Below are 19553 nucleotides of genomic sequence, written 5' to 3' on the forward strand. Positions count from 1 at the left end.
ATTGCCAGTTGGAATAAGAAAGGACTTCATGAAACGTCTGCTGCTAACTGCGGTTCTTGCCGTACTGATGATCGCCGAAGTTCACGCCGAGTCCTTCACCATCTCCGATATCCGTGTCAACGGCCTGCAGCGGGTGTCCGCCGGTAGCGTCTTTGGTGCCTTGCCGCTCAACGTGGGCGAGCAGGCGGATGATGGTCGTCTGGTTGACGCTACTCGTGCGTTGTTCAAAACCGGTTTCTTTCAAGATATCCAGCTGGGACGTGATGGCAATGTTCTTGTCATTACTGTCGTCGAGCGCCCTTCCGTTGCGAGCATCGAAATCGAAGGCAACAAGGCGATTTCCACCGAAGACCTGATGAAAGGGCTGAAACAGTCCGGTCTGGCCGAAGGTGAGATCTTCCAGCGTGCGACCCTCGAAGGCGTGCGTAACGAGCTGCAACGTCAATACGTTGCCCAGGGCCGTTACTCTGCCGAAGTTGCTGCCGAGGTCGTTCCTCAGCCGCGCAACCGTGTCGGCCTGAAGATCAACATCAATGAAGGCACCGTTGCTGCCATTCAGCACATCAACGTGGTGGGCAACTCGGTTTTCCCCGATGAAGACCTGATCGACCTGTTCGAACTCAAGACCACCAACTGGCTTTCCTTCTTCAAGAACGACGACAAGTACGCCCGTGAAAAACTTTCCGGCGACCTCGAGCGTCTGCGTTCCTACTACCTGGACCGCGGCTATATCAATATGGATATCGCCTCGACCCAGGTTTCGATCACGCCTGACAAGAAGAACGTGTACATCACGGTCAACGTCAACGAAGGCGAAAAATACAGCGTCAAGTCGGTCAAGCTCAGCGGCGACCTGAAAGTGCCTGAAGATCAGGTCAAGTCCCTGTTGCTGGTTCAGCCGGGTCAGGTGTTCTCCCGCAAGGTCATGACCACTACTTCCGAGCTGATCACCCGTCGTCTGGGTAACGAAGGCTATACCTTTGCCAACGTCAACGGCGTACCGACTCCGAACAACGAAGACCATACCGTCGACATCACGTTCGTGGTCGATCCGGGCAAGCGTGCCTACGTGAACCGTATCAACTTCCGTGGCAACACCAAGTCTGCGGACGAAGTTCTGCGTCGCGAAATGCGTCAGATGGAAGGCGGCTGGGCTTCGACCTACCTGATCGACCAGTCGAAAACCCGTCTGGACCGTCTGGGCTTCTTCAAGGAAGTGAACGTCGAAACGCCTGCCGTACCGGGCACCGATGATCAGGTGGACGTCAACTACGCCGTTGAAGAGCAGGCTTCCGGTTCGATCACCGCCAGCGTCGGCTTTGCACAGAGCGCCGGTCTGATCCTCGGTGGCTCCATCAGCCAGAACAACTTCCTGGGTACAGGTAACCGTGTCAGCATCGGCCTGACCCGTAGCGAATACCAGAGCCGTTACAACTTCAGCTATGTCGATCCGTACTGGACTGCCGATGGTGTGAGCCTGGGCTACAGTGCTTTCTATCGCACGACCAACTACGATGAACTCGACGTCGACGTGGCGAGCTATGCGGTAGACAGCCTGGGCGCCGGTATCAACCTGGGCTACCCGATCAGCGAGACTTCGCGTCTGACCTACGGCCTGAACGTTCAGCAGGACAAGATCAAGACCGGTACCTACACCGTTGACGAGATCTTCGACTTCATCAACAGGGAAGGCGACAGCTTCCTGAACTTCAAGGGTTCCGTCGGCTGGTCCGAGTCCACCCTGAATAAAGGTGTGCTGGCAACTCGCGGTCACTCCCAGAGCCTCGTGTTCGAAACCACTCTGCCGGGCAGCGACCTGTCGTTCTACAAACTGGACTACCGCGCACAGTATTTCCACCCGATCACCGACAACTACACCCTGCGTCTGCACACCGAGCTGGGTTATGGCGACGGCTACGGTTCGACCTCGGGTCTGCCGTTCTATGAAAACTACTATGCCGGTGGCTTCAACTCGGTTCGTGGCTTCAAGGACAGCACCCTGGGCCCTCGCAGCACGCCAAGCTCCGGTCGCAACGCCGGTACGCTCGCTGACCCGGATCAGGACCCGCTGCCATTCGGTGGTAACGTACTGGTTCAGGGTGGTGTAGAGGTCATGTTCCCTCTGCCGTTCATCAAGGATCAGCGTTCCCTGCGTACTTCCGTGTTCTGGGACGTGGGTAACGTGTTTGACTCCAATTGCGATTCCAACAGGACGCTCAATGGTCAAAGGGTCGAGTGCAACAACATTGACCTTTCCGGCATGGCAAGTTCTGTCGGTGTTGGTGTCACCTGGATCACCGCTCTCGGTCCTCTGAGCTTCGCACTGGCAATGCCGGTCAAGAAGCCGGACAACGAAGCTGAAACTCAGGTTTTCCAATTCTCCCTGGGCCAGACCTTCTAAGCGTCTGATTCCTGATAACGAAACGAATTCTGTAGGAGTGTATTGTGCGTAAGTTGACTCAATTGGTAATGCTGGCAACCGTTCTCGTCGCAGGTCCTGCGTTTGCGGACATGAAAATCGCTGTCCTGAACTATCAGATGGCCCTGCTGGAATCCGATGCCGCCAAGAAATATGCCGTGGATGCCGAGAAGAAATTCGGCCCTCAACTGACCAAACTCAAGACTCTTGAAAGCAGCGCCAAGGGCATCCAGGATCGTCTGGTAAGCGGCGGCGACAAGATGGCTCAGCCTGAGCGCGAGCGCCTGGAGCTTGAATTCAAGCAAAAGGCTCGCGACTTCCAGTTCCAGTCCAAGGAGCTGAACGAAGCCAAGGCCGTTGCTGACCGCGAAATGCTCAAGCAACTGAAGCCGAAGCTGGATCAGGCCGTGGAAGAAGTCATCAAGAAAGGTGGTTTCGATCTGGTGTTCGAGCGCGGTGCAGTGATTGATGTCAAACCTCAGTATGACGTCACTCGCCAGGTCATCGAGCGCATGAATCAGCTGAAATAATCCATGAGCACAATCATCAAACTCGGCCAATTGGCCGAGTACCTTGGCGCCACGTTACGTGGCGACCAGGACAAGAACATTACGGGGCTGGCCACTTTACAAGAGGCCGGCCCTGATCAGCTCAGCTTCCTGGCAAATCCGCAGTACCGCAAGTTTCTCGTGGATGCCCGGGCTGCTGCGGTGCTGTTGAAGCCGGCAGACGCTGAAGGCTACGCAGGCGATGCGCTGCTGGTGCCGGACCCGTATCTGGCCTATGCACGCATCTCCCACCTGTTCGATCCCAAGCCCAAGGCTGCTGCCGGTGTACACGCCACGGCCCTCATCGCTGAGGACGCCCAGGTAGACCCTGCTGCCAGTATCGGTGCCTATGCGGTGATCGAAAGCGGTGCGCGGATCGGCGCGAACGTGACTATCGGCGCTCATTGCTTCATCGGTGCCCGCTGCGAGATCGGCGAGGGCGGCTGGCTCGCTCCTCGCGTGACGCTTTATCACGATGTTCGCATTGGCAAGCGTGTGGTCATCCAGTCGGGCGCAGTGCTGGGTGGCGAAGGCTTCGGCTTTGCCAACGAGAAGGGCGTCTGGCAGAAGATCGCCCAGATTGGCGGTGTCAGCATCGGTGATGACGTGGAAATCGGCGTCAACACGGCGATCGATCGCGGCGCACTGGCCGACACCCGGATCGGCAACGGCGTGAAGCTCGACAATCAGATCCAGATTGCCCACAACGTCCAGATCGGTGATCACACCGCAATGGCCGCCTGTGTCGGTATTTCGGGAAGCACGAAAATCGGCAAGCACTGCATGCTGGCTGGCGGTGTAGGTCTTGTGGGGCATATCGATATCTGTGATGGCGTATTCATCACCGGTATGACCATGGTTACCCACTCGATTACCGAGCCTGGCTCCTATTCTTCCGGTACAGCGATGCAGCCAGCCGGCGAGTGGCGCAAGAGTGCCGCGCGCATTCGCAAGCTCGACGACATGGCGCGTCGGCTGCAGAAGCTGGAAAAGATCGTCGAGACAGTGACCTGTAACGGTAATGTTTCATCTGATGGCTGATACCTTTTTCATATCAAGTGTGTACAGGCGATAAACTGCCATCCTTGATGCAGAGGAGTGTTGCGTAGTAGCGACGCACTCCCAATCTTTACTACAGGCTTCCCCTCGAAATGATGGACATTAAAGAAATTCGCGAATACCTGCCTCATCGTTACCCGTTTCTGTTGGTAGATCGCGTGACAGAGCTGGATATCGAGAACAAAAGCATTCGCGCCTACAAGAATGTCAGCGTCAACGAGCCCTTTTTCAACGGCCACTTCCCTGATCATCCCATCATGCCTGGGGTTCTGATCATCGAAGCGATGGCTCAGGCTGCCGGTATTCTTGCCTTCAAACTGCTCGACTCCAAACCCGCCGACGGCACGATTTACTATTTCGTGGGTTCGGACAAGTTGCGCTTCCGCCAGCCGGTGCTTCCGGGCGACAAGCTGGTTCTGGAAGCGAAGTTTCTGAGCAGCAAGCGCCAGATCTGGAAGTTCGAATGCCAGGCCACGGTCGACGGTAAGCCTGTATGCTCCGCAGAAATCATCTGTGCGGAACGCAAGCTATGAGTTTGATTGACCCTCGCGCAATCATCGATCCGACGGCTGTACTGGCCGACAATGTTGAGGTCGGCCCGTGGTCGATCATCGGAGCCGGTGTGGAAATTGGCGAGGGTACGGTCGTTGGTCCGCATGTCATCCTCAAGGGGCCGACGCGGATCGGCAAGCATAACCGCATCTACCAGTTCTCTTCGGTAGGTGAGGACACTCCCGATCTCAAGTACAAGGGCGAAGACACTCGCCTGGTGATCGGCGATCACAACGTGATTCGCGAAGGGGTGACGATTCACCGCGGGACCATCCAGGACCGCGCTGAAACCACTCTGGGTGACCATAACCTGATCATGGCCTACGCCCATATCGGGCATGACAGCGTCATCGGCAATCACTGTATTCTGGTCAACAACACGGCGCTGGCCGGCCACGTGCATGTGGACGACTGGGCGATCCTGTCCGGATTCACCCTGGTCCATCAGTTCTGCCATATTGGTGCTCACAGCTTTTCAGGCATGGGCACGGCGATCGGCAAGGATGTGCCTGCCTTTGTCACTGTGTTTGGCAACCCGGCCGAAGCCCGCAGCATGAACTTCGAGGGCATGCGTCGTCGTGGTTTCTCCGAAGAAGCCATTCATGCACTGCGCAAGGCCTACAAGACTGTCTATCGTCAGGGGCTGACCGTGGATCAGGCGATTGCCGAACTGGCTGAGCCTGCTTCGTTGTTTCCCGAAGTCGCGATCTTCCTCCAGTCAATCCAGACGTCGACTCGCGGTATCACCCGCTGACCATGGCCGGTTCATTGCGCATCGCTCTGGTAGCTGGAGAGGCATCCGGCGATATTCTCGGTTCGGGTCTGATGCGTGCCATCAAGGCACGTCATCCCGATGTAGAGTTCATGGGCGTCGGTGGCCCGTTGATGGAAGCCGAGGGCATGGTTTCCAGCTTCCCCATGGAGCGCCTGTCGGTCATGGGGCTGGTGGAAGTGCTGGGTCGTCTGCGGGAGCTGCTGGCCCGACGCAAGCTGCTGGTTCAGACGCTCATCGACGCAAAGCCCGATGTATTCATCGGTATCGATGCACCTGACTTCACCCTCAATATCGAACTCCAGCTGCGACGTGCCGGGATCAAGACCGTGCATTACGTCAGCCCTTCGGTATGGGCCTGGCGGCAGAAGCGTGTCCTGAAGATTCGCGAAGGCTGCGACCTGATGTTGACCCTTCTGCCGTTTGAAGCCCGCTTCTATGAAGAGAAGGGCGTGCCGGTGCGTTTTGTCGGGCACCCGCTGGCCGATACGATCCCGCTTGAATCCGACCGTCCTGCTGCTCGTGCCGAACTTGGTCTGGGTGACGGCCCTGTGGTTGCGCTGATGCCGGGCAGCCGTGGCGGCGAAGTCGGTCGTCTGGGCAGCCTGTTCTTCGATACGGCCGAGCGTCTTCTGGCCCAGCGTCCCGGTTTGCGTTTCGTTCTGCCTTGCTCCAGCCCTCAGCGACGGGCGCAGGTCGAGCAACTGCTGCAAGGCCGCGATCTGCCGATCACGCTGCTCGATGGGCGCTCCCATGTGGCGCTGGCTGCCTGCGATGCCGTGTTGATCGCTTCCGGTACGGCGACCCTGGAAGCCTTGCTGTACAAACGGCCAATGGTGGTTGCTTACCGTCTGGCACCGCTGACGTTCTGGATACTCAAGCGGCTGGTCAAAAGCCCTTACGTTTCCCTGCCGAACCTGCTGGCCCAGCGCCTGCTGGTGCCTGAACTGCTGCAGGATGACGCAACCCCCGAGGCGCTGGCCCGGACCTTGCTGCCGCTGCTCGATGATGGGCAGGCGCAGACGGCAGGTTTTGACGAGATTCATCGCACCCTGCGCCGTGACGCCTCCAATCAGGCTGCCGATGCGGTGCTGAGCCTGCTTGGCCATTCGCCTTCACTGTGAGTTCCCGAGCAATGCAAATAGGTTTGGATTTCAATCTGGTCGAGGATCTGGTCGCGGGCGTCGATGAAGTGGGCCGTGGTCCGCTCTGTGGCGACGTGGTGACCGCGGCGGTGATTCTGGATCCTGCGAGGCCGATACTGGGCCTCAATGATTCCAAGAAACTCACCGAAGCCCGTCGCGAGAAGCTGTACGACGAGATCTGCGAGAAGGCCCTGTGCTGGTTCGTTGCTCGCGCTGAAGTCCATGAAATCGACGAATTGAACATTCTGCATGCCACCATGCTGGCAATGAAGCGTGCCGTGGAAGGCCTGAGCATCACGCCAAAACTGGCATTGATTGATGGCAATCGTTGCCCGCAACTGTCGATTCCCTGTGCGCCGGTGGTGCAAGGTGATGCCAAGGTGCCGGCCATTGCTGCCGCATCGATTCTGGCCAAGGTCACCCGGGACCGGGAAATGGCCGCTTTCGAGCTGATGTATCCCGGTTACGGCATGGGCGGGCACAAGGGCTATCCGACAGCCGTGCATCTGGAAGCCCTGTCCCGCCTTGGGCCGACGCCTATTCATCGTCGTTCCTTCGGGCCGGTACGGGCGGCCTGGGAAGCGCGTGAGTCCATCTCGATTGCTTCGTCCTTCAGCTCGAATGGGTTGTTGCAGGACTGACGTATCGGCCAAGGCTCGCTACAATCCTGACCTTCGTTTTTTGTGTTTTCGCGCTATAGGATCACCATGCCGGCTTCTTTCGTTCATCTACGCCTGCACACCGAATACTCACTGGTCGATGGTCTGGTCCGGGTCAAACCACTGATCAAGGCCCTGGCCGGCATGAACATGCCTGCCGTGGCGGTGACCGATCAGAACAACATGTGTTCGCTGGTCAAGTTCTACAAGGCGGCCCAGGGCGCAGGCATCAAGCCGATCTGCGGTGCCGACCTGTGGCTGGCAGGCAAGGACGAAGACGCCCAGCTCAGCCGCATCAGCCTGCTGGTGATGAATCCCCAAGGCTATCGCAACCTGACCGAACTGATTTCCCGAGGCTTTATCGAAGGCCAGCGCAACGGCTTGATCATTGTCGAGCGTGAGTGGATTGCCGAAGCCAATGAAGGGTTGATTGCCCTGTCGGCCGCCAAAGAGGGCGAGATCGGCATGGCCTTGCTCGGTGGTAATCCGGGCGAGGCTGATGAGTTGCTGCGCTGGTGGATGACGGTGTTCCCCGACCGCTTCTACGTCGAATTGCAGCGCACCAACCGCACCAACGATGAAGAGCATCTGCATGCTGCCGTTGCCCTGGCCGATCGTCATGGCGCACCGCTGGTTGCGACCAACGATGTGCGTTTCATCAAGCAGACCGATTTCGAAGCACATGAAACCCGCGTATGCATCGGTGAGGGCAGGGCGCTGGATGACCCGCGCCGCTCCCACAACTACAGCGATCAGCAGTACCTGAAAAGCCCCGAGGAAATGGCCGAGCTGTTCAGCGATCTGCCCGAGGCGCTGGAAAATACCGTCGAAATCGCCAAGCGCTGCAACATCGACGTCAAGCTGGGCACGCACTTCCTGCCTAACTTCCCGATCCCCGATGGCATGACCATCGATGAATATTTCCGCAAGGTGTCGTTCGAGGGGCTGGAGGAGCGTTTGTCGGTTCTGCTGCCCAAGGACACGACTGAAGATTACGAGGCCAAGCGTCAGGTCTATGTCGACCGGCTGAATTTCGAGCTGGATATCATTATCCAGATGGGGTTCCCCGGTTACTTCCTGATCGTTATGGACTTTATCCAGTGGGCCAAGAGCAACGGCGTGCCGGTCGGCCCGGGTCGTGGATCGGGTGCGGGGTCGCTGGTGGCCTATGTGCAGAAGATCACGGATCTGGACCCGCTGGAATACGACCTGCTGTTCGAACGCTTCCTCAACCCGGAACGGGTATCGATGCCCGACTTCGACGTCGACTTCTGCATGGATGGTCGCGACCGGGTGATCGATTATGTGGCCGAAAAATATGGCCGCAATGCGGTAAGCCAGATCATCACGTTCGGTTCCATGGCCGCCAAGGCTGTGGTGCGTGATGTGGCGCGGGTGCAGGGCAAGTCCTACGGGCTGGCCGATCGACTGTCGAAAATGATTCCGTTCGAAGTCGGCATGACCCTGGAAAAAGCCTACGAGCAGGAAGAAATCCTGCGCGACTTCCTCAAGGTCGATGAAGAAGCGGCTGAAATCTGGGAAATGGCCCTCAAGCTTGAAGGGGTTGTGCGTAACGTCGGCAAGCACGCCGGGGGCGTGGTTATTGCACCGACCAAGCTGACCGACTTCTCGCCGATCTATTGCGACGAGGCGGGCGACGGTCTTGTAACCCAGTTCGACAAGGACGATGTCGAGGCAGCAGGTCTGGTGAAGTTCGACTTCCTCGGTCTGCGGACCCTGACCATCATCGACTGGGCGCTCAAGACCATCAACCGCGACCGCGCCAAGGTCAACGAAGAGCCCCTGGACATCGCTTTCATTCCGCTCGACGACATGCCGACCTACCAGTTGTTGCAGCGGGCAGAAACCACCGCGGTATTCCAGCTTGAATCCCGCGGCATGAAAGAGCTGATCAAGAAGCTCAAGCCCGACTGCCTGGAAGACCTCATCGCACTGGTAGCCCTGTTCCGTCCGGGGCCTTTGCAGTCCGGGATGGTAGACGACTTCATCAACCGTAAACACGGTCGTGCGGAGCTGTCCTATCCCCACGTCGATTACCAGTATGAAGGCCTCAAGCCGGTACTGGCACCGACCTACGGCATCATCCTGTATCAGGAACAGGTGATGCAGATCGCTCAGGTCATGGCGGGTTATACCCTTGGCGGCGCCGACATGCTGCGCCGTGCGATGGGTAAGAAAAAGCCCGAGGAAATGGCCAAGCAGCGCGGCGGTTTCATCGAAGGCTGCAAGACCAACAATATCGACCCGGACCTGGCGGGTAACATTTTCGACCTGGTGGAGAAATTCGCCGGTTACGGTTTCAACAAGTCTCACTCCGCCGCCTACGGTCTGGTGTCCTACCAGACGGCATGGCTCAAGACCCATTACCCGGCGCCTTTCATGGCGGCCGTGTTGTCTGCGGATATGCACAACACCGACAAGGTCGTGACCTTGATCGAAGAAGTGCGGACCATGAAGCTGCGCCTCGATGCGCCGGACGTGAACATTTCCGAGTTCAAGTTCACGGTCAGCGACGATGGCCGGATTCTTTACGGGCTGGGCGCAATCAAAGGTGTGGGTGAGGGGCCGGTGGAGGCCATTACCGAAGCCCGTGCAGCCGGTCCGTTCAAGGATCTGTTCGATTTCTGTGCCCGCGTCGATCTCAAACGGGTCAACAAGCGGACGCTGGACGGCCTGATTCGCAGCGGCGCCCTTGATCGTCTCGGTCCTTACTTCGAGCAAGAGCCAAAAGCCTATCAGGCCAACATCGACCGTAACCGTTCGGTATTGCTGGCGGCGCTCGAAGAGGCGATCCAGGCGGCAGAGCAGACTGCCCGTAGCCGTGACAGCGGCCACTCGGACCTGTTTGGTGGCCTGTTCGTCGAAGAGGATGCCGACGTCTATGCCAACCATCGCAAGACCCGCGAGCTGAGCCTCAAGGATCGGTTGCGCGGCGAGAAGGAAACCCTGGGGCTCTACCTGACCGGGCACCCGATCGATGAGTACGAAGGCGAGATCCGGCGTTTCGCCCGCCAGCGGATCATCGACCTCAAACCGGCACGCGATACCCAGACCATTGCGGGGTTGATCATTGCCCTGCGGGTCATGAAGAACAAGAAGGGCGACAAGATGGGGTTCATTACCCTGGACGACCGCTCGGCACGAATTGAAGCTTCACTGTTTGCCGAAGCGTTCCATTCGGCGCAATCGCTTTTGCAGACCGATGCTATGGTGGTAGTCGAAGGCGAAATCAGTAATGACGATTTTTCCGGTGGCCTGCGCCTGCGCGCCAAGCGGGTCATGAGTATCGAGGATGCACGCACCAACCTGGCAGAAAGCCTGCGTCTGACCGTGCATTGCGACGCGCTCAAGGGCGACCGGCTGCGCTGGCTGGGCGATCTGTGCAAGCGTCACCGGGGGGCGTGCCCTATCACGCTGGATTACACGGGGCCTGATGCCAAGGCATTATTGCAGTTTGGCGAGGAGTGGCGAATTGATCCGGCAGACAGCTTGATTCAAGCTCTGCGTGACCAGTTCGGACGTGAGAACGTCTTTCTCCAGTATCGCTGAACGACTAGGCTCAGCCTGAACTTTTAATCTCGACCGGAACGCGCTCTTTCCATGGGACAGAGCGCTGACGGATCAACCGGCCGGCCTCTTGGCCGTCGACCCAAGACGGATGCCTATGAACCCGAATTTTCTTGATTTCGAACAGCCTATCGCTGACTTGCAAGCCAAGATCGAAGAACTGCGTTTGGTCGGTAATGACAACTCGCTGAACATCAGCGATGAAATTGCCCGGCTGCAAGACAAGAGCAATACGCTCACCGAAAGCATCTTCGGCAATCTGACCAGCTGGCAGATCGCGCGCATGGCGCGTCACCCACGTCGTCCTTACACCCTGGACTACATCGAACACATCTTCACCGAGTTCGATGAGCTGCACGGCGACCGTCATTTCTCCGATGACGCGGCCATTGTTGGCGGTATCGCTCGTCTGGACGATCAGCCTGTCATGGTGATCGGTCATCAGAAAGGCCGTGAAGTCCGTGAAAAGGTTCGCCGCAACTTCGGTATGCCGCGTCCTGAAGGCTATCGCAAGGCCTGCCGCCTGATGGAAATGGCAGAGCGTTTCAAGATGCCGATCCTGACCTTCATCGATACGCCGGGCGCTTATCCTGGCATCGACGCCGAAGAGCGTAACCAGAGCGAGGCGATTGCCTGGAACCTGCGGGTCATGGCTCGCCTGAAGACGCCGATCATCGCTACCGTTATCGGTGAAGGCGGTTCCGGTGGTGCGCTGGCCATTGGCGTGTGCGACCAGTTGAACATGCTGCAGTATTCGACCTACGCAGTTATTTCCCCGGAAGGCTGTGCGTCGATCCTGTGGAAAACTGCCGAGAAGGCTCCGGATGCTGCCGAGGCCATGGGCATCACTGCCGAGCGCCTGAAGGGCCTGGGTATCGTTGATAAAGTGATCAGCGAGCCTCTGGGTGGCGCGCACCGTGACCCGGCTGCTGCATCTGCCACCATTCGTGCAGAGCTGAGCAGCCAGCTGGCAACGCTCAAGAAGCTGGATAACGATGCCCTGCTGGCACGTCGTTATGAGCGCCTGATGAGCTACGGCCTCTGATATAGCGTCGTTTCTTCGCGAATGAGTCCGCTCCTCTTTTCCGTAGGAGCGAATTCATTCGCGAAAAGCGTCGTACCGGGTCATGCCGCGCTTTCGCGGATAAATCCGCTCCTACAGGGCTGCGACCTTTCTGTGTACAAACATGACGGTCACGATCTCCCCACCAGACTGCTTCAAGTCCTGGCTCCCTGGCGTAACGCGCCTGTCTGGCATGTCGGTTTCTCCGGCGGCCTGGATTCCACTGTGTTGCTGCATCTGCTGGCTGAACTCGCCACGCGCGAGCACTTGCCACCACTTAATGCCATCCATGTTCATCACGGCCTGCAAGCCGCTGCCGATGCGTGGCCGGAACATTGTCGACAGATCTGCCTGAAACTCGGCGTTCCCTTTCAGAGTGTGGCGGTGCAGGTGAAGCCAGGAGCCAGCATCGAGCAGGCGGCCCGTGAGGCGCGTTATGCGGCTTTCATTGAGCGGTTGGGGGCGGGTGATCTGTTACTGACGGCGCAGCACCGTGACGATCAGGCCGAAACCTTGCTGTTTCGTCTGTTGCGAGGTGCTGGTGTCCGTGGGCTTGCCTCCATGCCGCAGCTGCGGGCCATAGGCAAGGCACAGATGCTGCGGCCGCTGTTATCGGTTTCCCGTGGGGAGCTGGAAGACTATGCCCGGCAGCATGGCTTGAGCTGGGTCGAAGATCCCAGCAATCAGGATCAACAACTCTCCCGCAATTTTCTGCGCAGCCAGGTCATGCCGTTGCTGGCATCGCGCTGGCCGCAGGTGTCCGCCAGCATGGCGCGTACTGCCGAGCACATGGGCGAGGCCGAGCAGTTGCTGGGTGAACTGGCGGAGCAGGATCTTGCCAATGCCAGGCCCTCCACCGCTTTTGCCTGGCTGGGTATGCCGGTACTGGCCCTGGAACCGCTGGCCGGTTTGTCCGTCGCCCGGCAACGCAATGCGCTGCGCCATTGGCTGGCACCGCTGACGCGTCTGCCGGATACCGATCATTGGGTGGGCTGGGAAACCGTGTGCAATGCGGCAGAAGGCGCACGCCCCCTGTGGCGACTGGCCGACGGTGAACTGCATCGGGCCGAAGGGCATGTCTGGTGGCTGTCGGGTAGCTGGTTACGGTCTCCAGAGGAACTGTCGCTCTGGCCTGATGCATCCAGTCCCTTGAATCTGCCGGGTAATGGTCAGGTGTTGATCGAGGGCGACGGGCCTGCCGGTCCCTTGCAGATCCGCTACCGTCAGGGCGGCGAAGTCATGCAGTTAGAAGGCCGTGGCCATCGCGATCTCAAGCGGCTGCTCAATGAGCGTGGCGTGCCGCTGTTCGTGCGCGGCAGATTGCCGCTGCTCTATCGTGACGATGAACTGTTGGCCATCGCCAACCTGCCGGGGCTGGACGGCGCATCCCGTGGAAACTGGCGCTTGCGCTGGATTGCACCGACCAGCGACCAAAGTTTGAGCTGAAAGGCCCTTTCAGGTAGACTACGCTCCCTTCTTGATACAGCTTCTGTTGGCTCTTTTGAACCAACGCAAGTTGCCGGTTACCAACCAGTGTTTACTGGGCGATTCTTAAAATGTGGCGCCAATGGACAAGCTTCTGGCATGTCGGTTCAAACGCAGCAGTTTCGGGAGTGCACCGTGAATTTTGTCGGTAATCGGGGGCTTCGGCCTTCCTTCGCTTTCCCCGGCGGCTCTGACCGCTTTAACGCAGACTTCTAGGGTTTTTCATGACGCGCTACATCTTCGTCACGGGCGGTGTTGTTTCTTCATTGGGGAAAGGCATTGCCTCGGCTTCATTGGCGGCCATCCTGGAGGCGAGGGGACTTAAGGTCACCATGCTCAAGCTGGACCCCTACATCAACGTGGATCCGGGGACCATGAGTCCTTTCCAGCACGGTGAAGTGTTCGTCACCCACGACGGCGCAGAAACCGACCTGGACCTTGGCCACTATGAGCGGTTCATCCGCACTACCATGACCCAGAACAACAACTTCACCACTGGCCGTGTGTACGAACACGTCCTGCGCAAAGAGCGCCGTGGTGATTATCTGGGCGCGACCATCCAGGTCATCCCGCACATCACCGACGAAATCAAGCGCCGTATCATCAAGGGCGCCGGTGATGCCGACGTCGCGCTGGTCGAGATCGGCGGCACCGTGGGTGACATCGAGTCGCAACCGTTCCTGGAAGCCATCCGCCAGTTGCGCGTCGAGATCGGTGCCAAGCGCGCCATGCTGATGCACCTGACGCTGGTTCCATACATCGCCACTGCTGGCGAAACCAAGACCAAGCCAACCCAGCACTCGGTCAAGGAGCTGCGCTCCATCGGCCTGCAGCCTGACGTGCTGATCTGCCGCTCCGACCATCACGTCGATGTGTCTTCGCGCCGCAAGATCGCGCTGTTCACCAACGTTGAAGAGCGTGCGGTCATTTCTCTGGAAGACGCCGACACCATCTACAAGATCCCGGGCATGCTGCACGCTCAGGGTCTGGACGATTTCGTCGTCGAGCGTTTCGGCTTGCAATGCAACGGTGCCGACCTGTCCGAATGGGACAAGGTGGTCGATGCCAAGCTCAACCCGGAGCACGAAGTCACCATCGCGATGGTCGGCAAGTACATGGAACTGCTCGACGCCTACAAGTCGTTGATCGAAGCCATGAGCCACGCCGGTATCACCAACCGCACCAAGGTCAACCTGCGCTACATCGACTCCGAAGACATCGAGAATCAGGGCACCAGCCTGCTTGAAGGTGTGGATGCGATCCTGGTTCCTGGCGGTTTCGGCCTGCGTGGTGTCGAAGGCAAGATCACAGCCGTGCAGTTCGCTCGCGAAAACAAGGTGCCTTACCTGGGTATCTGCCTGGGCATGCAAGTGGCCGTTATCGAGTTCGCCCGTAACGTGCTGGGCTGGAAGGATGCCAACTCCACCGAGTTCGACCGTACCAGCGCGCACGCTGTCGTCGGTCTGATCACCGAGTGGGAAGACGCTACCGGTGCCGTTGAAACCCGTACCGAAACTTCCGATCTGGGTGGCACCATGCGTCTGGGCGCGCAGGAATGCCAGCTCGAAGCCGGCTCCCTGGTTCACGATTGCTATGCCAGCGACGTCATTGTCGAGCGCCATCGCCATCGTTATGAAGTGAACAACAACCTGCTGCCGCAACTGATTGAAGCCGGCCTGAAGATTTCCGGTCGTTCCGGTGACGGCGCGCTGGTCGAAGTGGTTGAAGCTCCGGATCATCCATGGTTCGTCGCTTGCCAGTTCCACCCCGAGTTCACTTCGACGCCTCGCGACGGCCATCCGCTGTTCAGTGGTTTCGTCAAGGCTGCACTGGCCCAACATCAGAAGAACGCCTGACAGGGATATCAGAACATGGCTCAGAAAATCATCCGTGTAGGCTCCATCGAGATTGCTAACGACAAGCCAATGGTCCTGTTTGGCGGCATGAACGTGCTGGAGTCCCGGGACATGGCCATGCAGGTCTGTGAAGAATATGTGCGGGTTACCGAAAAGCTCGGTATCCCTTACGTGTTCAAGGCCAGCTTCGACAAGGCCAACCGTTCTTCGGTCACGTCCTACCGTGGGCCGGGCCTGGAAGCGGGCATGCGGATCTTTGAAGAGATCAAGAAGACCTTCAATGTTCCGCTGATCACTGACGTGCATGAACCTGAGCAGGCGGCGGTGGTTGCCGAAGTCTGCGACATCATCCAGTTGCCGGCCTTCCTGTCGCGCCAGACCGATCTGGTTGTCGCGATGGCCAGGACCGGTGCCGTGATCAATATCAAGAAAGCCCAGTTCCTTGCGCCTCAGGAAATGAAACATATCCTGACCAAGTGCGAAGAGGCCGGTAACGATCAATTGATCCTGTGCGAGCGTGGTTCCAGCTTCGGTTACAACAACCTGGTCGTGGACATGCTCGGTTTTGGCATCATGAAGCAGTTCGACTATCCGGTGTTCTTCGACGTGACCCATTCCCTGCAAATGCCGGGTGGTCGCGCCGATTCGGCCGGTGGCCGTCGCGCCCAGGTGCTGGAGCTGGCCAAGGCCGGCATCAGCCAGAATCTGGCCGGCCTGTTCCTTGAAGCGCATCCAGATCCTGACAATGCCAAATGCGACGGCCCTTGTGCCTTGCGTCTGGACAAGCTGGAGCCGTTCCTGGCTCAGCTCAAGGCTCTGGATGAACTGGTCAAAAGTTTTCCAGCAGTCGAGACCGCTTGAGTCCGGTTCTCCGGTAAAGTGCCGTTCCCCCGTCCTTGTGTCGGGGGTTGTCTCATTCAGGCCTGCCTCGTTTCTTGCCTGACAGCGGTAATCGTTTTTTCCCAGCTGCGTCGTTTTCGTCAATCTTGGAGTGTTTACAACAATGGCAAAAATCGTCGACATCAAAGGTCGTGAAGTTCTCGACTCCCGTGGCAATCCCACCGTGGAAGCAGATGTGCTCCTCGATAACGGCATCATCGGCACCGCATGCGCGCCGTCGGGTGCTTCAACCGGCTCGCGTGAAGCGCTCGAGCTGCGTGATGGCGACAAGAGCCGTTACCTGGGCAAAGGTGTTCTCAAGGCTGTAGCCAACATCAATGGTCCGATCCGCGACCTGCTGCTGGGCAAGGACCCGGTTGACCAGAAGGCGCTGGATCACGCGATGATCAAGCTGGACGGTACCGAGAACAAGGCAAGCCTGGGCGCCAACGCCATCCTCGCCGTTTCCCTGGCTGCCGCCAAGGCCGCTGCGCAGGATCAGGATCTGCCGCTCTACGCTCACATCGCCAACCTCAACGGCACGCCGGGCGTCTACTCGATGCCGGTTCCGATGATGAACATCATCAACGGTGGCGAGCACGCTGATAACAACATCGACATCCAGGAGTTCATGGTTCAGCCGGTTGGCGCCAAGACCTTCTCCGATGCGCTGCGCATGGGCACCGAGATTTTCCACCACCTGAAGGCTGTTCTGAAGGCCCGTGGCCTGAACACCGCAGTGGGTGACGAAGGTGGTTTCGCACCTAACCTGGCTTCCAACGAAGACGCTCTGGGCGCCATCTCCGAAGCTGTGGCCAATGCCGGTTACAAACTGGGCACCGACGTGACCCTGGCGCTGGACTGTGCAGCGAGCGAGTTCTACGAAGACGGCAAATACAACCTGTCGGGTGAAGGTCACTCCTTCGACGCAGCCGGTTTCGCCGACTACCTGGCTGGCCTGGCCAACCGTTACCCGATCATCTCCATCGAAGACGGTCTGGACGAGTCCGACTGGGCTGGCTGGAAAGTCCTGACCGACAAGATCGGTGACAAGGTTCAACTGGTCGGTGACGATCTGTTCGTGACCAACACCAAGATCCTGAAAGAAGGCATCGACAAGAAGATCGCCAACTCGATCCTGATCAAGTTCAACCAGATCGGCACCCTGACCGAAACCCTGGAAGCCATCCAGATGGCCAAGGCTGCCGGCTACACGGCTGTGATCTCGCACCGTTCCGGTGAAACCGAAGATTCGACCATTGCCGATCTGGCAGTCGGTACTTCGGCGGGTCAGATCAAGACCGGTTCGCTGTGCCGCTCCGACCGCGTTTCCAAGTACAACCAATTGCTGCGTATCGAAGAGCAACTGGGTAGCAAAGCCGTGTACCGTGGTCGCGCAGAGTTTCGCGGCTGAGTCGTAGATGGTAAAAGACAGGTGCTGCAGAAAAAGCCGGTCATGCCGACATATTTGCAGCCCTGATGCGGACGCTCCGCTGTAATCAGGAGTGATTGAGCCTGGCTTATGTCAGGCTCAATGCCCTCAGTCGATTGTTCATATTGCTGGCTCTGCAGTCTTTTTTACTGGGTACCTGATATTTCATGCGCAGTCCTAACTGGTTGTTCCTCATCCTGATCCTGCTGCTAGGTGGTCTTCAGTATCGCCTGTGGGTAGGTAACGGAAGTCTGGCGCAAGTGGCCAGCCTGACCGAGCAAATTGCAGAACAGCATGCCGAAAACGAAGTCCTGCTCGAACGAAATCGCGTTCTGGATGCTGAGGTCATGGAACTGAAAAAGGGCCTTGAAACCGTTGAAGAACGTGCCCGTCATGAGTTGGGTATGGTCAAGGACGGCGAAACTCTCTATCAGTTGGCGCAATGAAAAACTCTCTTCCTGCCTTCTGGGCAGTGATTCCTGCAGCGGGCGTTGGTGCTCGCATGGCAGCAGACCGTCCCAAGCAGTACCTGCAACTGGGCGGCCTCACTATTCTTGAACACAGCCTGCTTTGCTTTCTCGATCACCCGCGCCTCAAGGGCATGGTGATCAGTCTGGCTGTGGATGATCCTTACTGGCCAACCCTGCCGTGTGCGCTGGATTCGCGTATCCAGCGTGTGGATGGCGGCAAGGAGCGTTCGGACTCGGTACTCAATGCCTTGCTGCACCTGCATACCCAGGGCGCCAGCGATGACGACTGGGTGCTGGTTCACGATGCGGCACGTCCCAACCTTGCCCGTAGCGATCTGGACAACCTGCTGGGCGAACTGGCGGACGATCCGGTCGGCGGCCTGCTGGCGGTACCGGCTCGCGATACTCTCAAGCGCGCCGACGAACATGGCCGTGTGGCGCAGACCGTCGATCGCAGCCTGATCTGGCAGGCCTACACGCCGCAGATGTTTCGTCTCGGCGCGCTGCATCGGGCGCTGGCGGACAGCCAGGTGTCGAATGTCAGCATCACCGATGAGGCTTCGGCCATCGAGTGGGCAGGGCAGTCGCCTCGTCTGATCGAAGGGCGCTCCGACAATATCAAGGTGACCCGTCCCGAAGACCTTGAGTGGCTGCGTCAGCGCAGGTCCATGGGCAACTAGACTCTGTACTCTTCCCGAATCGCCAGACCTTCCTTGAGGTAATCGACCAGCTTGCGCACCTTGGGCGACAAGTGGCGCTGCTGCGGGTAAAGCGCCCAGACGGCGGTGTTGGGTGGCTGGTGTGCTTCGAGCAGGGAAATCAGGTTGCCGTTCTTCAGGTGTTCCTGCACGTAGTAATCCGGAAGCTGGCACAGACCAACACCCTGCAATGCGGCGTCCAGCACCGCCTGGCCGCTGTTGCAGCGCCAGTTGCCCTGGACCCGTTGTGAAAACTCCCTCCCGTTCTGCTGAAGTAGCCAGGTGTCGCTGCCACCGATCAGGCAGTTATGACGACTCAACTCGGAAAGACTGTGCGGCCGACCGTAGCGCTCCAGATAGGAAGGCGATGCGCACAGGTACATGCGTCGCGGCGCCAGCCTGGCGGCGACAAGACGCGAATCCTGTAGCCGACCCAGGCGAATCGCCAGATCCATCCCTTCGTGAACCAGGTCCAGCGTATCGTTGCTCAGCTCGATATCGACGCGCAGTTGCGGATACAGATCCATGAAGCGCGTGACCAGTGGCGTGATGAAGCGCTCGCCGTAGGCCACGGCGCAGGTCATGCGCAGCAGGCCTTTCGGTTCGCTGGTCAGATCGCCCACGGCGCGCAGTGCTTCCTCGCGTCCATCCTGCAAGCGCTGACAATGATGCAGAAATGTCTGACCGGCCTCGGTCAAGGCTACACGCCTTGTGCTGCGGTACAGCAAACGGGTTTGCAGGCGTTCTTCAAGGCGCACGATCTGGCGACTGATATGGGAGGAAGATACACCCAGGCGCTGGGCGGCCGCAGTGAATTGCCCGCATTCGGCCACCGCAACGAACTCGTCCAGACCTTCCCAGCGATTCGCGTACATTGATTATCCCTGTATGGCAATAATGTTTTGCTTTTGCCTGGATTATTAACTGA

The 19553-nt window shown here is 58.5% G+C and carries 16 protein-coding genes; 15 read left to right on the plus strand and 1 reads right to left on the minus strand.

What is annotated here, in order from left to right; genetic code table 11:
- The first annotated feature begins 28 nt into the window (after nt 1-28).
- The 15 genes from bamA (at nt 29) to ispD (ending at nt 18607) form a co-directional block, all read left to right on the plus strand.
- Nucleotides 29-2401: an outer membrane protein assembly factor BamA gene (gene bamA / locus K5D32_RS12250; protein ID WP_025258952.1), complete on the plus strand. Its 2373-nt coding sequence runs from the start codon at nt 29-31 to the stop codon at nt 2399-2401.
- 44 nt (nt 2402-2445) lie between these two features.
- Entirely contained in the window at nt 2446-2949 is a 504-nt protein-coding gene (locus K5D32_RS12255; protein ID WP_025258953.1) for an OmpH family outer membrane protein, read from the plus strand.
- A 3-nt stretch (nt 2950-2952) separates the two neighbouring features.
- Nucleotides 2953-4008, plus strand: coding sequence for a UDP-3-O-(3-hydroxymyristoyl)glucosamine N-acyltransferase (gene lpxD, locus K5D32_RS12260; RefSeq protein ID WP_221576763.1), 1056 nt, complete (start codon nt 2953-2955; stop codon nt 4006-4008).
- Between the two features lie 110 nt (nt 4009-4118).
- Nucleotides 4119-4559 (plus strand): 3-hydroxyacyl-ACP dehydratase FabZ, encoded by a 441-nt coding sequence (gene fabZ, locus K5D32_RS12265; protein WP_025258955.1) that lies wholly within the window; start codon nt 4119-4121, stop codon nt 4557-4559.
- Nucleotides 4556-5332, plus strand: a complete 777-nt coding sequence (gene lpxA, locus K5D32_RS12270; protein WP_025258956.1) for an acyl-ACP--UDP-N-acetylglucosamine O-acyltransferase — start codon at nt 4556-4558, stop codon at nt 5330-5332. The genes fabZ and lpxA overlap by 4 nt, the downstream gene beginning before the upstream one ends.
- 2 nt (nt 5333-5334) lie before the next feature.
- Nucleotides 5335-6474 carry a lipid-A-disaccharide synthase gene (gene lpxB / locus K5D32_RS12275; protein ID WP_221600482.1) on the plus strand — a complete coding sequence of 380 codons (1140 nt, stop codon included), beginning with the start codon at nt 5335-5337 and terminating at the stop codon, nt 6472-6474.
- An 11-nt stretch (nt 6475-6485) separates the two neighbouring features.
- A complete protein-coding gene (rnhB, locus tag K5D32_RS12280; RefSeq protein ID WP_025258958.1) occupies nt 6486-7136 on the plus strand; it encodes a ribonuclease HII in 651 nt (216 codons plus the stop codon).
- Nucleotides 7137-7202: 66 nt separating this feature from the next.
- Entirely contained in the window at nt 7203-10724 is a 3522-nt protein-coding gene (gene dnaE, locus K5D32_RS12285; protein ID WP_221576765.1) for a DNA polymerase III subunit alpha, read from the plus strand.
- A 115-nt stretch (nt 10725-10839) separates the two neighbouring features.
- A complete protein-coding gene (locus tag K5D32_RS12290; RefSeq protein WP_221576766.1) occupies nt 10840-11787 on the plus strand; it encodes an acetyl-CoA carboxylase carboxyltransferase subunit alpha in 948 nt (315 codons plus the stop codon).
- A gap of 132 nt (nt 11788-11919) precedes the next feature.
- Nucleotides 11920-13251: a tRNA lysidine(34) synthetase TilS gene (tilS, locus tag K5D32_RS12295; RefSeq protein WP_311775785.1), complete on the plus strand. Its 1332-nt coding sequence runs from the start codon at nt 11920-11922 to the stop codon at nt 13249-13251.
- Between the two features lie 263 nt (nt 13252-13514).
- Entirely contained in the window at nt 13515-15146 is a 1632-nt protein-coding gene (locus tag K5D32_RS12300) for a CTP synthase (RefSeq protein WP_198724942.1), read from the plus strand.
- Between the two features lie 15 nt (nt 15147-15161).
- Nucleotides 15162-16007, plus strand: a complete 846-nt coding sequence (gene kdsA / locus K5D32_RS12305) for a 3-deoxy-8-phosphooctulonate synthase (RefSeq protein ID WP_025258962.1) — start codon at nt 15162-15164, stop codon at nt 16005-16007.
- Between the two features lie 142 nt (nt 16008-16149).
- Nucleotides 16150-17439, plus strand: coding sequence for a phosphopyruvate hydratase (gene eno / locus K5D32_RS12310; RefSeq protein ID WP_025258963.1), 1290 nt, complete (start codon nt 16150-16152; stop codon nt 17437-17439).
- Between the two features lie 185 nt (nt 17440-17624).
- Complete coding sequence (gene ftsB, locus K5D32_RS12315) at nt 17625-17903, plus strand: cell division protein FtsB (RefSeq protein ID WP_025258964.1); 279 nt, start codon at nt 17625-17627, stop codon at nt 17901-17903.
- Nucleotides 17900-18607: a 2-C-methyl-D-erythritol 4-phosphate cytidylyltransferase gene (gene ispD / locus K5D32_RS12320; RefSeq protein WP_221593757.1), complete on the plus strand. Its 708-nt coding sequence runs from the start codon at nt 17900-17902 to the stop codon at nt 18605-18607. Before ftsB ends, ispD begins: the two co-directional genes overlap by 4 nt.
- On the opposite strand, the gene K5D32_RS12325 is transcribed toward ispD, so the two are convergent.
- The gene (locus K5D32_RS12325) at nt 18604-19500 is read right to left on the minus strand and encodes a LysR substrate-binding domain-containing protein (RefSeq protein ID WP_221593756.1); all 897 of its coding nucleotides are present in this window, start codon (nt 19498-19500) and stop codon (nt 18604-18606) included. The two genes, ispD and K5D32_RS12325, sit on opposite strands and share 4 nt — an antisense overlap.
- Between the last annotated feature and the right edge of the window lie 53 nt (nt 19501-19553).

Source organism: Pseudomonas cichorii (assembly GCF_019719005.1).
Taxonomy (GTDB): Bacteria; Pseudomonadota; Gammaproteobacteria; order Pseudomonadales; family Pseudomonadaceae; genus Aquipseudomonas; species Aquipseudomonas cichorii_E.